This is a genomic window from Haloarcula rubripromontorii (genome assembly GCF_001280425.1).
Taxonomy (GTDB): Archaea; Halobacteriota; Halobacteria; order Halobacteriales; family Haloarculaceae; genus Haloarcula; species Haloarcula rubripromontorii.
In genome coordinates this window covers 201,653-219,170 of record NZ_LIUF01000003.1, presented here as the reverse complement: position 1 = coordinate 219,170, position 17,518 = coordinate 201,653, and the positions used below count along the sequence as shown (strand labels likewise).

The window sequence follows — 17,518 nt, the reverse complement described above, 5'->3', positions numbered from 1 at the left end:
GCAGTAAAGTGGCTCCCGTCCCTAGTAGTGACGATGACAGAGGACCAGCCAGCGGGGACTGAAGGCGGTTCGGACCGGCGGGATGTCGTGGTCCCGCTGCGCGTGTACAAGGCCGTGACAGTGTTCTCGACGCTGTTTGCGGTGGTAAGCGTCGTCGCCGGATTCATCCTCGTCGACGTGGCGACACAGCGTGCGTCAGCCCCGGCCTCGGAGATCGACGTGCCAGTCGGCATCGCCGGCATCGCGTGCATCCTCGCTGGCACAGTCGTGTACGCGTTCTCGACGCGGTTCCGTACCGAGGAAATGGGAAAGTCTAAAGACGACGCTACCTAACGTTCGAATAATGGCTGACGAGTTCATGAAGGGGTTCGCGTGCCTCATGGTCGGCGGACTGGGTTGGATGACCATCAAGGGATGGTACAACACGCCGAGTTTCGAAGGGGCACAGCTCACTGGCGAACTTACTATCGAGGAACCGACCACGTTCGACCAGATCGCCCTGTTCATGGGCGACGCGTTCTTCTGGTTCGCGGTGCTGGGCGCACTGACCTTCTGGGTCGTGCTGCCGCTGATCAGTGAATTCCAGGCGTACCTTGACGAGCGGTCGGCGTAACAGGACGCAGTCGCCGTGTCTTTCTAACCGGGACCGACGCCGCTCTCAGTTCGCAGTCCGATCGACCGGCGTGTGGTCTTCGTCGCGTACCTGAATCCCGCGGGACCGAAGCGCCGTAGCGAACTTGCTCGGAGACACCCCGCTGTACGTCGCTGCTTCTTCGAGTGTGAATGTTTCCCCGCGATACAGTGTCAGTGCCGTTGTGAGGGACCTGTGTGACATTTTCGTCTACATCGATACATTGTCGTGGCAGTATTAAGTTATTTCGCCCAAGTGCAGCTCATTCTGGCACTGTATTCGGATAGAATTAGATATTAATACAGCTTCTCGAACTAAAACTGTACATACGCGTTGAATGGCTGCGTGATGGTTGCCTGCCATACGCAAAGCGCTATCGATAGGCGCGGCTGGGAAGCGACACGTAGACGAAGTCGGTAAAACGAGAATCTGTCTTCAGACGATGGCGCTCCACGGGCCCTTGATGAGCCAGAACAGGCTCTGGTAGCCCGCATACATGAACACTACAAGGGCGGCGACGATGGCTCCTTTCGGCCGTTCCAGCGGAATGTCACGGCGGGCTTCGACCTTGCGGGACTCAAACTCGAAGAAGTCAGTGATGACTGCGCCGAGCACGAGTACGGACAGGACCATCCCACCGTGGTGGTGAAGCGTCATGTAGAAAAACGACAACACGACCAGTGCGATGTTGCTGAACGTGTGTGCCGGGTGACGGCTGATTGCGTCCGCGCCATCGTTTTTGTACTGCTTGACGTGGCTTCTATGGGCGAGCTGCCGCGTGAGGAAGTTGACAATTACCACTCCGAAGATGATGTATTCGATGAGGAGCGCACCGCCGACTGTGGGGCTCCCCAGAATGGTATCCAGTGGCCCAAAGAACGTTACGGATGGCTGCATATGCAAAGCTCTGTCCACCGTCCATTAGTGTCTTTCCAATCTCACTCGAATCTGGACCGACTCTCGTCAACGACAGCGGTTCGAACGGGGGACCCGAGCGAGATCGTGATACGCTCCTGATAGCTGACGGGCCGCGATATGTGGTCATCGACGAGTAATTTGACGGTCGCCTCATCGCGTTCAACCAAGGCGCTGAGGCCATCGGCCGGCAAGACCCAGTGATCCGGATCAGTCGCAAACGGCGCGATCGGTGCCACCACTGCCTGCTCCGACGGTGCCAGAATCGGGCCGCCGACGCGATGGGCGTAGCCCGGAGAACCAGCGGCCGTTGCGATCACGACGCCGTCGGCCCGGAACTGCCCGATGCGGTCGGCCGTCGACGCGACAGTGAACTCGGAGATGCGGGCGGCGTCTGCGGTGACGAGGGTCACGTCCCAGAAGGCTTGTTCGACCGTCCCGTCAGGCATCGTCACACGGAGAACTGGATGGCTTTCGACCCGTGCTTCAGCAAGTCCCGACACGGCGGCGACAGCGTCGTCTCTGGGTACTGACCGGACGCCGCGACCCGCCGCGACCGGCAGTACGAGCGGGTCACCCTCGGCCCGTGCCACGGCAGCGACGGCGTCCTCGCCGACGGCGACGACCCGGTCAGTATTCGGAACAGCGCCGTCACGACCCCGTTCAACAGCCACGCCGGCGTCTCGGAGCACGTCTGCTAGGCCGTCGTCACCGACCACACCAACGGGGGTTCCCATCACCTGAATCTCCGGGCCGGCGGAAAAAAACCTGCCGCACTTCGTCGTGTATTCGTGTTCAGATGTCGAACCGGCGGCGCGCGTAGTTCACGAGAATCGGCAAGTCGGAGAGATGGGTGAGCTTCGCAATCGCCCGACGGTCGCCGCCGTTGATTTGCCTGAGAGTGTCCTGTCCGGTACTCCGGAGGTCGTCCATCAGCTGATCGTACCGCTCGTTCGGGGCGAGATACAGCAGTTCCGTCATCATCAGGCGGGCGTTGTGTTTCGGAGCCACCTCGCTGTGCCAGAGCTGGTCATAGACAGAGAGGTTCTCCGCCGAGGTGTCGGGCTCGTCCGGCTTGAGCGCGGAATCAGCCGTCGCGGCGGCGGCACGGGCCGACTTCATCCCTTTGTGGATCCCTTCGCCCCACAGCGGGTCGACAGTCGGGACAGTATCACCGATAGCCATGAAGCTGTCCGTGCTCATTGAGTCCGGGGGCTGGATGTGGGCTGACCCCCGGTGGGCTTGCGTCCCCTCGATTCGCTCGGCGTCGTCGAACCGGGGGTCCGAATCGAGCCAGTATTCCAGATAGTCGTCGATGCCCATCCCGTCTTTCGCGTACTTATCGTGGGAGCCGTTCTGGATGTAACAGAGGCCGACTTTCGCCGTGTCTTCGCCGGTGTGGAAAATCCAGGAGTAGCCACCCGGGGCGAGATCGTGATCCAGACGGAGCATCATTGCGTCCCGGAGGTCGGCGTAGTCGTCGTGGTTGACTTCGACGCCCTCGAACTCGTACTCGACGCCGATCGCCTGATGGTTCCGCTTGAGGTCACACACGTCAAGTTCCTTCGCCAGCGGCGCGGCGGGGCCGGTGGCGTCGATGACGATGTCCGCGTACACCTCTTTGTCGCCGTCATAGCGGACGCCGGCGATCTCCCCGTCCTCCATGATTGGGGCCGAGACGCGGGAGTCAAAGCGGTAGGTCGCACCCTTGGTCCGTCCCTCCGAGACAAGCCACTGTTTGAACTCCGCAAACTCTAGGACGGCCCCCGTCTGATTGCGGACGTAGTGGTCGTTGGGGGACTCAAGCACGACGTTGTCCGTGTAGTTCATCACCACGTCATCTGGAATCGCAAAGCCCGTCATCGCCGACATGAACGTCCCGGCGGTGGACTTGTTGCTCTGACGCGGGAACCCGTCTTCTGACTCGGTTTCGAGAACGAGCACCTCGTAGTTTCGCTCCGCTAGATCACGGGCACACTGCGCCCCTGCAGGGCCGGCACCGGCTATCACCACGTCAAAGCGCTCGCGCATGGTTGTGCGTGTTGCCTGTCGGTAATCAGTCTTTCCGAATACACCGAGGGCGGTCTCGAAAGGGTAAAGACGGCCCCACTACCATGACGGGAACACCCGGGGCGACATACAATGGTTCTCAAGACAGGCGCGGGCGTGCTCGCGGACAGGCGGCGGCTGCCCACGGCGCTACGGGCGGTGCTGGGATACTATGCAGACACCGGCGTGTTCGACGCTGGCAGCCTCTCACTGAAATCCGAGATTGACGACCGCACCGAGGCGATGGTTGACGACGTGACCGACCGCATCGAGGCTGCCCTCGAAGACGAGTTCGGCTGTCCGGTCGAGTTCTCCTATGATACGAAGCTCATCCTCCCCGCACAGCTGACGCTGGGCTACGTCTACCGTAACGCCCGTCAGCAGGCCCCCGGCGACCCTGTCATCGATACAATCGCCGACGGCGTTCCGACCGTCGATGAGACAGCGCTGGAACGGGGGCCGGCGCAGGACCTTGCACCCCGTGAGATGGTCGTGCGCGCCGAGCAGATGACCCGCCTCTCCATCGAGGCGCTCATCGACGGTGACATGCGCGACGCCATCAACGACGACGAATTCGAGGACTTCGAGGTCGAGTTCAAAGAAAGCGAATCGGGGAGCGGGAGCGAAGCAGACCGCCGCCGCGTCGCCGAGGTCGCCCAATCGGCGCTGCAGTCCCACCTCGATGGCTTACTGGCGGATATGCCGCCTGTTGTCGAGAACGCCTACCAGTGGGCCGTCGACTACAGCGAGGCCCATCAGGACCGGGACGACCACTTCCGAGAACTGATGACTGCGGCAGAGGACGGTGACGCCGATGCTCTGACCGATATCCGCGAGGAGTACAAGTTCGCCGAGTACGACGAGGAGCCAGCGACGCTCACTGAGACGGAGCAAGAACTTCCCTACAGCAAAACCCAGTACGCCCGCGTCGGCGTCCTCTACGACGGGATGCTCGATCTCTACCGACTCGCTGGCCTCGACATCGACGACGAGTTCGCCAAGGCCATCGTTCTCGCCATTATCGGTGCACAGGTGTGGCTTGACGACGTGGACGACTACGAGGATGATCGAGCGGAGGGCCAACTGACGCCCGTCACCGCCGAGTACCTGCTCGCGCCCGACGATGAAGCCGCCTATCGGCGCGTCGTCGACGTAACCGAACAGTATCTCGATCTCGCGAAGTCGTACGCGACGGCCGCCGACTCGCCGCTGACTGGCGTCGCTGTCGAGTACATCTATCGCTCCGGCGATCCGGATGTCCTGCCCGGTAGGCCCGAGTAGGCCCACCAGCGACACCCAACCCAAGCGCCAGAGTTTATATCCCACCGCTCACACCGAAATCTGAATGCTTCATTCGCGGGTGGGCAGGGTCGCAGCGATCTGTGGACTGCTGACCATCTTGTTCGCACTCATGATCGGATTCGGTATGACCACGCCGGCTCCCGAACTGGGCGACTATCCCGATGGAAATGCGCTGGCCCAGCATCCTGACAACCACGTCGGTGAGTACGTTCAGGTGACCGGCAGTGTCACCGGAACCGAACCAGTCGAAATCGCCGTCGAATACGAGTACACTGCCAGCGGCGAGTACCACAGCGGCACGCTCACGGTTACGGTCCGGGACGTCGACATAGCTGTCGACGAGGGTGAGTCGCTGCAGGTGTACGGGACAGTCGGTCCAGACCGAACCATCACTGCGGAGAACAGCGTGCGCGTGCCGGCGGTGAACTACACGGCGATGTATCTCGTTTCTGCCATCGCCGGCCTGTGGACGCTGTGGCGACTGGTCTGTGGGTGGCGGCTGAACTGGCAGACGGGGGCACTGTGCCGGCGTGAGGACCCACTCCGGCCGATACAGGCGCTTCGCAAGAGGGTACAGGCGGTGCGTGCCTGATGCCGGATCTGCTCTCGCACGCCTTCATCGCGTTCACCATCTGTACCCTCCTGTCGCTACGGTACAACTGGCTCACTGGCGAGTATGTCACTGTGGGGATGGCCGGCGCCTTCATCCCGGACATGGCGAAAATTAAGCTTCTCGTGGACGCTGCAGCCGTCGAAGCGGCGCTGGGCATCCCGTTCAACTGGCTGGGCGTCCACACGCTCGGCGGCGCGTTCGTCGCCGTCCTCGTAGGGACGGTCGTCGTGAACCGCGCCGACCGACGGCGCGTGTTCATGCTGCTGTCGCTCGGGGCGGCCAGTCACCTGTTCGCCGATTCGCTTCTGTTGAAGGCCTCTGGGCGATCGTACGAAGTGCTGTGGCCACTGACACAGTACCACCCGCCCACGCCGGGGCTGTATCTGAGCACGGACATCTGGCTCACAGGCGTCACCGGTTCTGTTGCAGTGGCGACTTACCTCTTCGTGCAGTACAGAGCGTAGCGTCGCCCGGACTCGACCGCCTCAGCGCTTCCCTAGTGCCGTCTCGAACACGCGCTGTGCTCGCTCGTAGGCGGCGTTTCGGTCGACGATTGGGTGGTAGTAGTCCGGAGCCAGTTCCTCGCGTTCGCCGTCCGAGAGCGTCGGCCAGTCGACGATCTTGTTCGCCGGAACATCACGAAGCTCCGGCACGTACTCCGTGACGTAATCCGCCCCGCTGTCGTACTTGCTCATCTGTGCGACCGGGTCGAAGATACGCACATCCACGGAATCGGTCCCAGTAGACGCCGTCCACTGCCAGCTTGCGGCGTTATTAGCGGGGTCGTGGTCGACCAATCGCTTCCGGAAGTGCCGCGCGCCTTCGCGCCAGTCGACAAGGAGGTGTTTCGTGAGGAAGGACGCGACGTTCTGGCGTGGCCGGTTGTGGATGTACCCCTCCCGTTCGAGCTGGCGCATACCTGCGTCGACGAACGGATACCCCGTCTCGCCGCGCTTCCAGGCTTCGAAGTTATCCTCGTCGTTCTCCCACTCGATTGGGTTCGGGAACGTCTTGTAGTTCTCCGACAGCAGCGTGGGGGTGTGGTACAGCAGGTGGTAGCTCTGTTCGCGCCACGAGAGTTCGTAGCGGTACTTCTGGACGTTGCGCTGGGCGTCACCGGTGGCTTCGGTGTGGCGGTCGGACGCATCCTGCCACATCTCGCGGATGCCGATCATCCCCGCGGCGAGGTACGGCGACATGCGCGAGACGGCGCTCGTCGGCCGCTCGACAGCGGCCTGCATGTCGTCACGGGTGTCGCTGTACGTCTCGATGCCGCCGGTGAGGAAGTCGTCGTACCGCTGCCGTGCGCCCTCGTAGCCGGGTGTGGGCAAGTCGATATCCGTCTCGATGCTCGGGGTCGTCGTCGGGTCCGACACATCGACAAGCGAGTCCCCGTCCGGCCGGCCCACCGGCGGGAGCTTGTGGTGGGCTTGCCAGTCATCGTAGAAGCGACTGTGGTTCTCGTACCGAGTATCGAGTCCCGCCGGGTCGACGAGTACGAGGTCGGTCAGCGATTTCGTCGGGAGCGCCTCGTCCACGCGGCGCTGTCGGTTCCGCCGTGCGGGCCGATAGTGTTCGTTGTAGTACACCCGGTCAGCATCGTACTCCTCGACGACAGTCGAGAGCACATCGGTGGCGGTCCCCTTCCTGACGAGCAGATCCCCGCCGTGGTCCCGATACGCCGCTTTCAGCGCCCTGACACCGGCCAACAGGAACGCTCGCTGCCGCTTCCCGACCTTCGACAGCAGGTCCGTATCGAGAACGTACACCGGCAGTACCTCGTCGTCCGCGGCGGCGGCAGTCAGTCCCCGGTTGTCCGGTATCCGGAGGTCCCGCTGATGCCAGAAGACGTGCATATCATTCTTTAGGGATACCGGCATATGGGTCCGAACCCGATTCTATTGTGTAAGCGTCAGTCCCAAAGCCAATGTGCTGTCGCCAAGTGGTCAGCGAGTGAAGAAGCCACCGCGGTACGCATACGGCGGCCGCAGGCCGCCGTTTCACCGGAATCGAGGCAGAGCCTCGATTCCGGCCTTTTTAGCGTAGATTTTTGCGCCGAGAGGTGCGCGAAGCGCACCCGAGGCGGAAAAAGGTACTAGTAGAACTCGCGGACGAGGTCCATCGCGCCTTCGGGCGCGCCGTCGGGAATCTCGGCCATCGAGCCCTCAACGCCCTCGCGTTCCTCGAAGGGAACGGAGTCTTCGTCCTGATACAGGACGCCCATGTACTCCTTTTCGCTTTCGAGAATCTTGTCCTTGGCTTGGTCGCGGTCCGACGGGTCGTGGTCGGTCTCGTCGAGGTCGACGATGGCGTCGCGGAAGTAGTCGTACGTGTCCACGTCGTTGAACGTGACACACGGCGAGTAGACGTTGACGAAGCCGAATCCGTCGTGTTCGACGGCCTGCTGGACGATTTCGGCGTGGCGCTGTGCGTTCGATGAGAACGACTGCGCGATGAACGTCGCGCCGGAGGCCAGCGCCAGTGCTTTCGGGTTGACCGGCGGCTGGTTCGGCCCGTCAGGCGAGGTGGAGGTTTCGAAGTCCTCGCGCGAGGTTGGCGAGGCCTGGCCCTTCGTCAGCCCGTAAATGCGGTTGTCCATCACGACGTAGCTCATGTCGACGTTCCGGCGGACGGCGTGGATGAAGTGGCCGGCACCGATGGAGTAGCCGTCGCCGTCGCCGCCAGAGACCATCACTTCGAGGTCCGGGTTGGCCATCTTCACGCCGATGCCCACGGGCAGTGCGCGGCCGTGGACACCGTGGAGCGCGTAGCTGTGCATGTAGGTTCCGATTTTACCGGAACAGCCGATACCAGCGACGATGAAGGTGTTATCGGGATCGTTGCCCGTCTCCGCGAGCGCCTTCATCATGCCGTTCATCGTCCCGAAGTCACCGCAGCCGGGACACCAGGTCGGTTGCTTGTCGGATTTGAAGTCTGTGAAGCGAACGTCGGAACTCATTGTGTTGCCTCCGCGGGTGTGTCAAGCGTCTGCTTGATCTCTGTCGCCAGTTCGTCTGCCTTGAACCGAACGCCGTTGTACTTGTTGATGCGCTGGACCCGTTCGAGGACGTCGTGTTCGATGACATCCGCGAACTGGCCGGTGGCGTTACACTCGACGACGATGACATCCTCGGCCGCCTCGATCTCCTCGGAGAGGTCCGGTCGCGGGAAGATGTACGGGACCGAGAGGAACCGCACGTCGTAGCCGTCCTCCTCCAGCAGCGTCAGTCCCTCACGCAGGGCACCCTCGTTGGAACCCCAGGAGATGACCAGCGTGTCCGCGTCGGGGTCGCCGAACTCGCGGTAGTCGAAGTCCTCCTGTTCGCGGGCGGTCTCGACTTTCCGCTGGCGCTTGTCGACCTGCTCGATACGCACGTCCGTATCTTCGGTCCGCCGACCGAGTTCATCGTGTTCGAGGCCGGTCGTCATGTGTGCGCCGTCGGTCGTCCCGGGGAAGGCCCGCGGCGAGATGCCGTCGGCGGCCGCGAAGTGGGCCTGGAAGCGCCCCTTCTCGTCGAGCCAGGCGTCGATGTCGTTCTCGTCGACGACCTTGCCACGGTCGATTTCGACCTCGTCCATGTCGAAGGTCTCGGGGGAGAACGTCTGTTCGGTCACGGCCATCGCGAGGTCCGAAACGAGGAACACGGGCGTCTGGTACTTTTCGGCGAGGTTGAACGCCTCGACGGTCTTCCAGAAGCACTCCGAAACCGTGGTCGGCGCGACGACGAACCGCGGAATCTCGCCGTGCCCGCCGTACAGCGTCATGTTGAGGTCGCCCTGCTCCTGCTTGGTCGGCATCCCGGTCGAGGGACCGGAGCGCATCACGTCACAGATGACCAGCGGGGTCTCGCTGGTGGCGACCAGCCCGAACGTCTCGGTCATCAGGTCGATACCCGGCCCGGACGTGGCGGTCATGGCTCGGGCACCGGCACGGGCCGCACCCAGCGCCATGTTGATCGCGGAGAGTTCGTCTTCCGCCTGAACGACCTTCCCGCCGAACTGGTCGACGCGGCCGGTCATGTACTCCATTACGTCCGTCGCTGGCGTGATGGGGTAGCCGGCGTAGAAGCGACAGCCGGCGGCGATAGCGCCCATGCCGATGGCTTCGTCGCCGTTCAGCAGGACGTAGTCCTCGTCGGTGGTCTCCATGTCGTAGTCGAACTCGCCGTACTCCTCCTGGACGTAGTGCTGTCCCTTCCGGGCGGCTTCCTTGTTGTTCTCGACGATGGCCTCGCCCTTGTCGCCGAACCGCTTTTCGAGGCTTTCGTCGAGGTTCTCGATGGGGAAACCAGTGACCTCACATGCCGCGCCCAGCGCGACGACGTTGAGCATAATAGCCCCGCCCGCGTCCTCAGCGAGTCGTTTCAGCGGTACTTCGAGTGCCGTCGCGTCGCCGGGGACTTCCACGTCCTGCATCGTCGAGCGCTCACCGTCGTAGATGATGACTGAACCCTCGTGGAGTTCGTCCTCATTTTCGTGGATGGTGCGCTCGGTGAGTGCAATCAGGATGTCGAGGCGGTCGACGACACTCTCAACCCGGTCGACTGACGTCCGTACCTTGTAGGCAGTGTACCCGCCGCGGATGCGGGAGGCGAAGTCCTTTGAGGTGAAGACGTGTCGACCAGCCCGGGAGAGTGCCTGCGCGAAAATCTTCCCGGTGGAGTCGATTCCATCGCCGGCTTCGCCGCCGATGGCCCAGTTCAGGTCCTCTGGCATTATATCCCTCGGGTAGCCAGCGTGGTAGGAAAAGCCTTCCGTAAGCGCCCGCGCGCGTACTACTCGCTTTTGAGTGAATTTTGGCATAGTTTCGAGCGAAAACCGGCACAATCACCCGTATGTAGGAAAAAACCGGCAATACGAGCCGGCTAGACTGAAACTCCGCGACCGTAACCCCCTTGGACAGTCACGGTAACTCTGGGGTATGGATGAACGAGTCCTCGACGTGGTTGCCGTCCGAGATGTCGGACCGGGCACCGTGGCGATCGACTTTGAGACACCGGATGCCTTCGACGCACAGCCGGGTCAGTTCGTCAAACTGACATTGACCGTCGACGGAGAGGATATCTCCCGGTTCTACACGATCTCCTCGCCGACGGTGGACAAGGCTTTCGAGATTACCGTCGGTATCGACCCCGACGGCGAACTGGCACCGCAGCTCGGCGCGCTCGAAGCGGGCGACGGCGTCCGTATCGCTGGGCCGTTCGGGTCGGATTACTACGAGGGTGAGAGCCGCGTCGTCGTGCTGGCCGGCGGCCCTGGCGTCGGTCCAGCGGTCGGTATTGCCGAGCGTGCATTGGACGACGGCAACGAGGCCGCAGTCGTGTATCAGGACGACGCGCCGGTCCACGAGGATCGACTGGACGCGCTCGCCGAGGCCGGGGCGCTCGTCTCGGTCATCGATGGCGAGGCGTCCCTGACCGAGCCGGTCGCCGACGCCGTTGAGGACGGTGGGCAAGTGTTCATTTACGGCTTCGCGGACTTCCTCGATGCCGCCACGGAAGCGCTCGAAGCCGCCGGCGTCAGCACTGACGACGCAAAGGTCGAGAACTTCGGATAGCTCGGCCCAGCGCCGTTCGAGCGTCGTCCCGCCTGCTAACTCACCGATTGACCGGTGGTAACGGTGTTAGCTCTCGCCACCGGCGTCTGGTGCTCGAACAGTCATCACCGGTACCGGCGACGTTCGGACCAGCTTTTCCGCGACGCTACCAAGGAGGTAGCGGTCGACACCGGTGCGGCCGTGAGTCCCGATGACGACGAGGTCGGCATCAGTATCCTCGATAGCGTCGAGGATGGCCCGATACGGGACGCCGTGAGTGATAGCTGTCTCGACAGTCTCGACTCCCAGCCCGGAGAGTCGGTCGGACGCGTCCCCGACAGCATCCGTCGCAACCGACTCTAGTTCGTCGACGATGACAGTCGATCCGACATCGATACCGAGCGACCGCGTGTCCACGACCGAAACAAGATTGACAGTGGCATCGGTTGCGCTTGCGAGCGCGCCAGCCGGTTCAATAGCTGCCTCTGCGCCGCTACTGCCGTCGGTCGGGAGAAGAATGTCGTCAAACGAGACGGTCCCCGGCTCAGCGTCGGCCTTGACCGAGAGGACCGGCACATCGGCGAGGCGGACGACCTTTTCGGTGACACTGCCCAGAAGGAACCGTCGGACGCCGGTCCGACCGTGGGTTCCCATGACGATGAGGTCGATATCGTTCTCGTCGGTGTAGTCGAGAACCGCGTCGTGGACGACTCCCTCGCGGACGGCAGGAGTGACGGACAGGCCCTCGGTGTCGACGTGATCGGCCTGCGATTCGATGAAGGCCTCTGCCGGGGTGCCACCGTCGTAGTCCCAGTCGTCGTCTGTGGGGCCGTGCTCGTCGACGACCGAGAGGACGTGGACCGCTGCATCGTGAGTGCTGGCAAGCGTCGCAGCGACCTCGAAGGCGCGCTCGGACCCGGGGCTGCCGTCGGTCGGAACGAGGATTCTATCGAACATTGGGTGTCGCTATTCACCGCCGTCGGTGATAAAGTATCGTGGCCGAGACAGGAACACTGAGAGAGCGCTACTGCGGCGCTCCGAGAACAGAACAAAGCCTATAACAGGCGGATGCGAACTGTTCCCATGCGCGAGGCAAGTCGGACGACGCGCCAGCGCATCGCTGACCAACTACGCGACGAAGCGATGGCTGCAGGGACAATCGCAAACGAGTTCGAAATACAGACCAGCGACGCGCTCACGCACGTAGAGCATATCGCAAAGTCGCTGGAATCGACCGACGAACAGCTCCTCGTCGCGCCGCCGGAGTGCGAGGAGTGCGGCTTCACGGACTTCGACGACCTGACAAACCGACCGAGTCGGTGTCCGGAGTGTAAATGCGAGGCCGTCTCGGAGCCGGCATACCGGATCAGTTGATACAGGTATGATGCCCGACCGCACTGATTCTGTCCGTTCAGTTCCCTGAGAAGCCAATCCGGCCGCGCGAGGAGAGGTCGTGGTCGCCTGACGGCCCCTGGTTTTCGAACTCGTAGCGTTCGTCGGTCAGGTAGACGACGCCGTTCTCGGTGGTGACCGAGACCTCTTCCAGAACAGCCCCTTCGCAGGGGCCGTAGTTGCACAGCCCCGAATCGGATTCGAACGTCGCCCCGTGTTTCTCACATACGAGTTGCCCATTCCGAACCGTCGCCCCGCTGCCTTTGTCAAGTCGGACATCTGTCCAGTGTGGACAGTAGTTTTCGAACGCGACGACCGCGTCCGACAATTCGACGATAATCGCTTCCTTCGTGTCGAACCCGTCGCGAACAGTGAACAGAAACGTTCCGTCATCGGGCACTTCCTCCAGCGCGACGATACGGCTGTCCTCGTCCATACTACACGCCTGTTAGGAAGTAAGGCGTTTCAAACCGCCGGTCCCGGCTCTATTCTCGTATTGAAGGGATGAACGCCAGAACTGAATCGGTCTCAGTAATGTCGCTCCTCGATTCGCTCGTCGAACAGCCGCTGAAGGAGTTTCGTCATCGGCCCGCTCCCAACGGAGATGCCGTCGACGGTCGCAATGGGGCGGATCTCCCACGTCGAGTTCGTGAGAAACGCCTCGTCGGCGTCGCGCAGCGCATCGAGCGAGTAGTGGCCGGTCTCGACTGGGAAGTCCTCGCCGCGGGCGATGTCCAGCACCACGTCGCGGGTGACCCCCGGCAACAGGTCGAGATCCGTACTCGGGGTCCGGAGGCCGTTGTCCGTGACGAAAAAGAGGTTGCTCGTCGCCCCTTCGGCCAGATTGCCGTCGGTGTCCCGGATGAGACACTCGTCGGCGGGTTCGCCGCCAGCGGCGGCTTTCCGGAGTTCGAGTCTGCCGAGAATCCCGTTGAGGTAGTTATGCGTCTTCGCGTCCGCCGGGACGGCCGCGCCGGGAATCCGCCGGGTCCGGACCGTCTGGACCGACGCCGGTCCGTCCCAGACGCGCTTGCCGTTGAGTCCGCCACGCTGCAGTCCCTTGCAGATGACGATGACAGTGGGGTCGACATCCTGTCCCGGAGTAAGCTTTCCGGGCTGGACACCCCGCGTGACAGACAGTCGGACGTAGGCCTCGTCGAGGTCGTTGGCCGCGAGCGTCTCGTCCACACGCTCTCGGAGGTCATCAGGCACGGCGTCGGCGAAGCCCAGCGTCTCAGCCGTCCGCTGGAGGCGCTCGCGGTGGGCGTTCCACTGGAACGGCTCGCCGCCGTAGGCCCGGAGCGTTTCGAACGCCGCGTCGCCGTACATGAACCCGCGGTCGCGCACTGACACCGTTGCCTCGTCTTCGGGGACGAGCGCCCCGTTTACGTGGTATTGCATAGCAGGCAGAAGTTCTCGATCATGGTCTTGCCGTGGTCGGTCAGGATGCTTTCGGGATGGAACTGGACGCCGATGTGCGGGCGGTCACTGTGGCGGACGCCCATGACGACCTGCGACTCGTCCGTGCCGTCGACGGTAGCAGTGGCGACTGAATCGGGGGCCACAGTGGTCCCAGCGTCGTCGCTGACGGTGTACGCTGTCTCAGTCAGCGCATCAGGGAGGGCCTCGCGGTCGACCGCAAGCGAGTGGTACCGGCCGACGTCGAACGGGTCCGGGATGTCTTCGAACACCCCTGTGCTGTCGTGGGTAACCGACGAAGACTTGCCGTGGACGACCGCTTCGGCGTGGCCGACGGGCGCGCCGTTGGCCGCACACAGCGCCTGGTGTCCGAGACAGACCCCCAGTGTGGGGTATTCCAGCTCCTCGAATATCGGCATCGAGACGCCCGCCTCTTCGGGCGTCCCCGGCCCCGGCGAGACGACGATACCGTCGGGGTCCATCTCTCGGATGTCTTCGATGTCGATGGCGTCGTTGCGCCGGACGATGACGTCACCTTCACTCCCGCCGAGGCGGAGGACCACTTCGCCGACGTACTGGACGAGGTTGTACGCGAAGGAATCGTAGTTGTCGACGACCAACACGGTCGGCGCCAGCGAGTCAGCCGTCGAGTCACTGCCGCCACGATGGCCGCTCATTGCTCGTCCTCCATCGCTAGGTCGACGCGCTTCCCGAGCGCCTCGTCGACGGCGTTGACGAGCGCGCGGCCCTTGTCCAGCGTCTCCTGATACTCGCTGTCCGGGTCTGAATCGTGAACCACGCCGGCACCGACACGAAGGTGGTACTCCTCGGCGTAGCGGACTAAAGTCCGGATGACGATGTTCAGCGTCGCCCGACCGTCGAAGCCGAATAGACCGATAGAACCCGTGTAGGGTCCCCGCCGCGTGGCCTCGACCTCGTCGATTATCTCCATCGTCCGTGGCTTGGGCGCGCCGGTGATAGTGCCACCGGGGAACACCGCCGCGATGGCGTCCTGCAGAGTCGCGCCGTCGCGGAGTCGCCCCTCGACGACCGAGACGAGGTGCATCACTTCGGAGTAGCGGTCGACGCGGCGGTAGTCCGACACCTCGACGCTGCCGAATTTGCTTACTTTTCCGAGGTCGTTGCGCTCCAGATCGACGAGCATCGCGTGTTCGGCCCGTTCCTTCTCGTCGTCCAGCAGGTCCGTCTCCAGGCGGTCGTCGGCCTCGCGCGTCTCGCCCCGTGGCCGGGTGCCAGCAATCGGTTCGGTCTCGATTCGGTCGCCATCGCGGTGCAAGAGCAGTTCCGGACTGGCGCTGACGAGGTCGACGCCGGGGAACTCGAGCAGGGCCGAGTACGGGGCGGGGTTCCCGCTCCGAAGCGCGTCGAAGGCCTCGACCGGATGGACCGCAGCGGGGGCACGGAGGCGCTGGGAGACATTCGCCTGAAACGTGTCGCCGTCGCGGATGTACTGCTTGACCGTTCGGACCCGGTCAGCAAATGACTCGCGCGTGCAGTCGCTCTCGAAGGTCGCTTCGTCGGTCTCGACCGGCGGCTCCCCGACAGCAGGGTCGCCCTGTGCGGCCGCCCGAGCCAGGTCCAGCGCGTGCTGTTTGCCGAACTCGTAGGCCAGTGCTGGCGTCTCGAAGTCACCGACCCGCGGACAGGCCGTCACGCGCAACGTCACCGGCTCACCGCGAGGTTCCTCCCAGGCGGCGAAGCGGTCGTAGCGAGCTACCTGTAGGTTCGGGAGCGCGCGGTCGGCGTCGGCGCTGTCGGGCAGTGACTCCAGTTCCCGCGCCACATCGTAGGAGAGCCAGCCAACGGCTCCACAGGGATACGGCACGTCACAGTCACCGCGGACCAGTTCCTCGCCATCGAGGAACTCGGTCAGTGCAGCGAAGGCCCCACCCGCTCTGGGGTCGACCTCGCGGAAGTCCGCCGGAGCGGTCCCGAAGTAGCCCCATCCCGACTGGCCCCCAGTCGTCGCCAGATACACGCCACCAGTTTCGTCGCGCGCCCGGCGATAGGCGAGAAACGGGTCAGCAACGTCCACTCGAACCTCGACAGGGACGCGCGCCTCTGCGGGCGCGTCGGCTGCGAGATCGGTGACCGTAGTCCGGTCGGTTTCGACCGTTGGCATTACCGAACGAAAACAGTGCAGCGACTAATTCCCTTGCGGTTCGGCACAAAAAGCTGGAACGCCACTGTCTCAGAAGTCTTCGGCCCGCTCGATCCAGCCCGAAACGCGGCTCTCTGAGAGGTCGGTGTCCGCGGCGATTGCCGCTGCGTCAGCAGTGGCCAGTTCGCCGACAGTCTCGATGCCGATACCGGCGAGCCGATCAGCGTAGGCGGGACCGATACCTTTGATCTCCGTCACCGGGGCGGTACTTTCCCCGTCATCGGTCTCAGCCGCGTCCCCATCAGCAGCCTCGGCTGGTTCCTCATCATCGGTGGGTGCCGAGTCGCCAGCGTCGTCGTCGACCGCTGTTTCTGGCTCGGACTCCGTGGTAGAATCATCGGTCACTGATTCTGATTCGCCGTCGACGGTGGTCGGTGACGCTGCAGTCTCCGACTCGTCTGCCTGCGTGGCTGTTCCACTCCCATCCCCTGATTCGGTCCCGGCCCCGTCCGCAGTATCGGATGTGTGGGTCTCGGTAGTTGCGGCGGTGTTCGTCCCCTTCACAGCGTCTTCGTCTTCAGTAGAGGGCTCTCGCTCGACGGTCACGTCCACGTCGCGGTTCGTTCCCGACGTGGCTGACCCAGTCCCGTCAAGCCCGAGGGCGGATTTCAATTTCTGAAGCAGACCCATACATGAACCTATTTATCCCCTACACAAATCTCTTGCTGGTGACCGGTCCGCTACAGGCGTTCGCGCAACTGGCTGTTCATCCTATCCACGGGCGCGTCCTCGCCAGTCCAGCGTTCGAACGCTTCGACCCCCTGATACAGGAGCATCCACGCGCCGTCAACGGTCGTTGCACCTACGGCTGCCGCGTCCCGTAGCAGGCGGGTCTCAATCGGCGTGTACACCGCATCGAGCACCGCGAGTTCGCCGTGCAACGCGTCAGCGGGGACCGGCGTCGCATCTTCATCCATGCCGACGCTGGTGCAGTTGACGAGGATGTCGGCGTCCGCAAGCAGGTCGGGAAGCGAGTCGAGCCCATGGCCGGAGGCGTTCGGGACCTCGTCTGCGAGTGCGTCGGCTTTCGATTCGGTACGGTTCGCAATCCGCACCGACAGCCCCTCGTCGGCGAGGCCGAACGCGACCGCTCGGCCCGCGCCACCGGCCCCGACGACGACAGCTGTGCCCGACAGCGACACGCCGTGGTGCTCCAGCGCCCGGACCGCGCCGACGGCGTCGGTGTTGTAGCCCGTCGGCGTCCCGCCGTCGAAGTCGACAGTGTTGACCGCGCCGATGCGCTCTGCGAGCGGCGCGGGGTCGACGGCGTCTAGCACGTCCTGTTTGAACGGAATCGTGACGTTCAGGCCGTCGATTCCGAGCGTCTTCGCCGCTTCGATGGCGTCGGCACCAGAGTCGGCCGCTGGTTCGAACGTGACGTAGCGTGCATCCAGTCCCAGTGCTTCGTAGCCCGCCTCGTGCATCGGCGGCGACAGCGAGTGCCCGACCGGGTTTCCGATGAGTCCGTAAACGTCCATA

General features: G+C 63.4%; 21 protein-coding genes. 7 read left to right on the top strand and 14 right to left on the bottom strand.

Features of this window, described 5'->3' with window-relative positions; all coding sequences use genetic code 11:
* Positions 1-33 precede the first annotated feature (33 nt).
* Complete coding sequence (locus AMS69_RS10690; RefSeq protein WP_053968069.1) at positions 34-333, top strand: DUF7315 family membrane protein; 300 nt, start codon at positions 34-36, stop codon at positions 331-333.
* Between the two features lie 10 nt (positions 334-343).
* Complete coding sequence (locus AMS69_RS10685; protein WP_053968068.1) at positions 344-613, top strand: DUF7314 family protein; 270 nt, start codon at positions 344-346, stop codon at positions 611-613.
* A 45-nt stretch (positions 614-658) separates the two neighbouring features.
* Here the strand turns inward: AMS69_RS10685 and AMS69_RS20180 are convergent, their stop codons facing one another.
* The 4 genes from AMS69_RS20180 to AMS69_RS10670 all read right to left on the bottom strand — a co-directional run bounded on the left by AMS69_RS20180 (position 659) and on the right by AMS69_RS10670 (position 3,577).
* A complete protein-coding gene (locus AMS69_RS20180; RefSeq protein ID WP_077067787.1) occupies positions 659-835 on the bottom strand; it encodes a DUF7317 family protein in 177 nt (58 codons plus the stop codon).
* 231 nt (positions 836-1,066) lie between these two features.
* Positions 1,067-1,528 (bottom strand): DUF7313 family protein, encoded by a 462-nt coding sequence (locus tag AMS69_RS10680; RefSeq protein ID WP_053968067.1) that lies wholly within the window; start codon positions 1,526-1,528, stop codon positions 1,067-1,069.
* 41 nt (positions 1,529-1,569) lie between these two features.
* On the bottom strand, positions 1,570-2,283 hold the full coding sequence (locus AMS69_RS10675) for an NAD(+)/NADH kinase (RefSeq protein WP_053968066.1): 714 nt from the start codon (positions 2,281-2,283) through the stop codon (positions 1,570-1,572).
* 58 nt (positions 2,284-2,341) lie between these two features.
* Positions 2,342-3,577, bottom strand: coding sequence for a digeranylgeranylglycerophospholipid reductase (locus AMS69_RS10670; RefSeq protein ID WP_053968065.1), 1,236 nt, complete (start codon positions 3,575-3,577; stop codon positions 2,342-2,344).
* Positions 3,578-3,688: 111 nt separating this feature from the next.
* On the opposite strand from AMS69_RS10670, the gene AMS69_RS10665 reads away from it, so the two are divergent.
* The 3 genes from AMS69_RS10665 (at position 3,689) to AMS69_RS10655 (ending at position 5,974) form a co-directional block, all read left to right on the top strand.
* A complete protein-coding gene (locus tag AMS69_RS10665; protein ID WP_053968064.1) occupies positions 3,689-4,876 on the top strand; it encodes a hypothetical protein in 1,188 nt (395 codons plus the stop codon).
* A 64-nt stretch (positions 4,877-4,940) separates the two neighbouring features.
* Entirely contained in the window at positions 4,941-5,489 is a 549-nt protein-coding gene (locus AMS69_RS10660; RefSeq protein WP_053968063.1) for a hypothetical protein, read from the top strand.
* Positions 5,489-5,974, top strand: coding sequence for a metal-dependent hydrolase (locus AMS69_RS10655; RefSeq protein ID WP_053968062.1), 486 nt, complete (start codon positions 5,489-5,491; stop codon positions 5,972-5,974). The genes AMS69_RS10660 and AMS69_RS10655 overlap by 1 nt, the downstream gene beginning before the upstream one ends.
* Before the next feature lie 21 nt (positions 5,975-5,995).
* Here AMS69_RS10655 and AMS69_RS10650 read toward each other — a convergent pair whose 3' ends face one another.
* The 3 genes from AMS69_RS10650 to AMS69_RS10640 form a co-directional block, all read right to left on the bottom strand.
* The gene (locus tag AMS69_RS10650) at positions 5,996-7,366 is read right to left on the bottom strand and encodes a cryptochrome/photolyase family protein (RefSeq protein WP_053968061.1); all 1,371 of its coding nucleotides are present in this window, start codon (positions 7,364-7,366) and stop codon (positions 5,996-5,998) included.
* A 239-nt stretch (positions 7,367-7,605) separates the two neighbouring features.
* Positions 7,606-8,469, bottom strand: coding sequence for a 2-oxoacid:ferredoxin oxidoreductase subunit beta (locus tag AMS69_RS10645; protein ID WP_053968060.1), 864 nt, complete (start codon positions 8,467-8,469; stop codon positions 7,606-7,608).
* The gene (locus tag AMS69_RS10640) at positions 8,466-10,226 is read right to left on the bottom strand and encodes a 2-oxoacid:acceptor oxidoreductase subunit alpha (RefSeq protein WP_053968059.1); all 1,761 of its coding nucleotides are present in this window, start codon (positions 10,224-10,226) and stop codon (positions 8,466-8,468) included. The genes AMS69_RS10645 and AMS69_RS10640 overlap by 4 nt, the downstream gene beginning before the upstream one ends.
* Before the next feature lie 205 nt (positions 10,227-10,431).
* Between AMS69_RS10640 and AMS69_RS10635 the strand changes: the two genes are divergently transcribed.
* Complete coding sequence (locus tag AMS69_RS10635) at positions 10,432-11,067, top strand: FAD-dependent oxidoreductase (protein ID WP_053968058.1); 636 nt, start codon at positions 10,432-10,434, stop codon at positions 11,065-11,067.
* Between the two features lie 66 nt (positions 11,068-11,133).
* On the opposite strand, the gene AMS69_RS10630 is transcribed toward AMS69_RS10635, so the two are convergent.
* Positions 11,134-12,003: a universal stress protein gene (locus AMS69_RS10630; protein WP_053968057.1), complete on the bottom strand. Its 870-nt coding sequence runs from the start codon at positions 12,001-12,003 to the stop codon at positions 11,134-11,136.
* 126 nt (positions 12,004-12,129) lie between these two features.
* Here AMS69_RS10630 and AMS69_RS10625 point away from each other — a divergent pair, with 126 nt between their 5' ends.
* Positions 12,130-12,420 (top strand): transcriptional regulator, encoded by a 291-nt coding sequence (locus tag AMS69_RS10625; protein ID WP_053968056.1) that lies wholly within the window; start codon positions 12,130-12,132, stop codon positions 12,418-12,420.
* Positions 12,421-12,457: 37 nt separating this feature from the next.
* Here the strand turns inward: AMS69_RS10625 and AMS69_RS10620 are convergent, their stop codons facing one another.
* The 6 genes from AMS69_RS10620 to AMS69_RS10595 form a co-directional block, all read right to left on the bottom strand.
* The gene (locus AMS69_RS10620) at positions 12,458-12,874 is read right to left on the bottom strand and encodes a Rieske (2Fe-2S) protein (protein ID WP_053968055.1); all 417 of its coding nucleotides are present in this window, start codon (positions 12,872-12,874) and stop codon (positions 12,458-12,460) included.
* A 92-nt stretch (positions 12,875-12,966) separates the two neighbouring features.
* Positions 12,967-13,839, bottom strand: coding sequence for an aminotransferase class IV (locus AMS69_RS10615; RefSeq protein ID WP_053968054.1), 873 nt, complete (start codon positions 13,837-13,839; stop codon positions 12,967-12,969).
* Positions 13,824-14,534, bottom strand: a complete 711-nt coding sequence (locus AMS69_RS10610; RefSeq protein ID WP_053968053.1) for an anthranilate synthase component II — start codon at positions 14,532-14,534, stop codon at positions 13,824-13,826. The genes AMS69_RS10615 and AMS69_RS10610 overlap by 16 nt, the downstream gene beginning before the upstream one ends.
* Positions 14,531-16,000 carry an aminodeoxychorismate synthase, component I gene (gene pabB, locus AMS69_RS10605; RefSeq protein WP_053968052.1) on the bottom strand — a complete coding sequence of 490 codons (1,470 nt, stop codon included), beginning with the start codon at positions 15,998-16,000 and terminating at the stop codon, positions 14,531-14,533. Before pabB ends, AMS69_RS10610 begins: the two co-directional genes overlap by 4 nt.
* 69 nt (positions 16,001-16,069) lie before the next feature.
* Complete coding sequence (locus AMS69_RS10600) at positions 16,070-16,669, bottom strand: helix-hairpin-helix domain-containing protein (protein WP_053968051.1); 600 nt, start codon at positions 16,667-16,669, stop codon at positions 16,070-16,072.
* Positions 16,670-16,719: 50 nt separating this feature from the next.
* Complete coding sequence (locus AMS69_RS10595; protein WP_053968050.1) at positions 16,720-17,517, bottom strand: shikimate dehydrogenase; 798 nt, start codon at positions 17,515-17,517, stop codon at positions 16,720-16,722.
* Position 17,518: the final 1 nt, after the last annotated feature.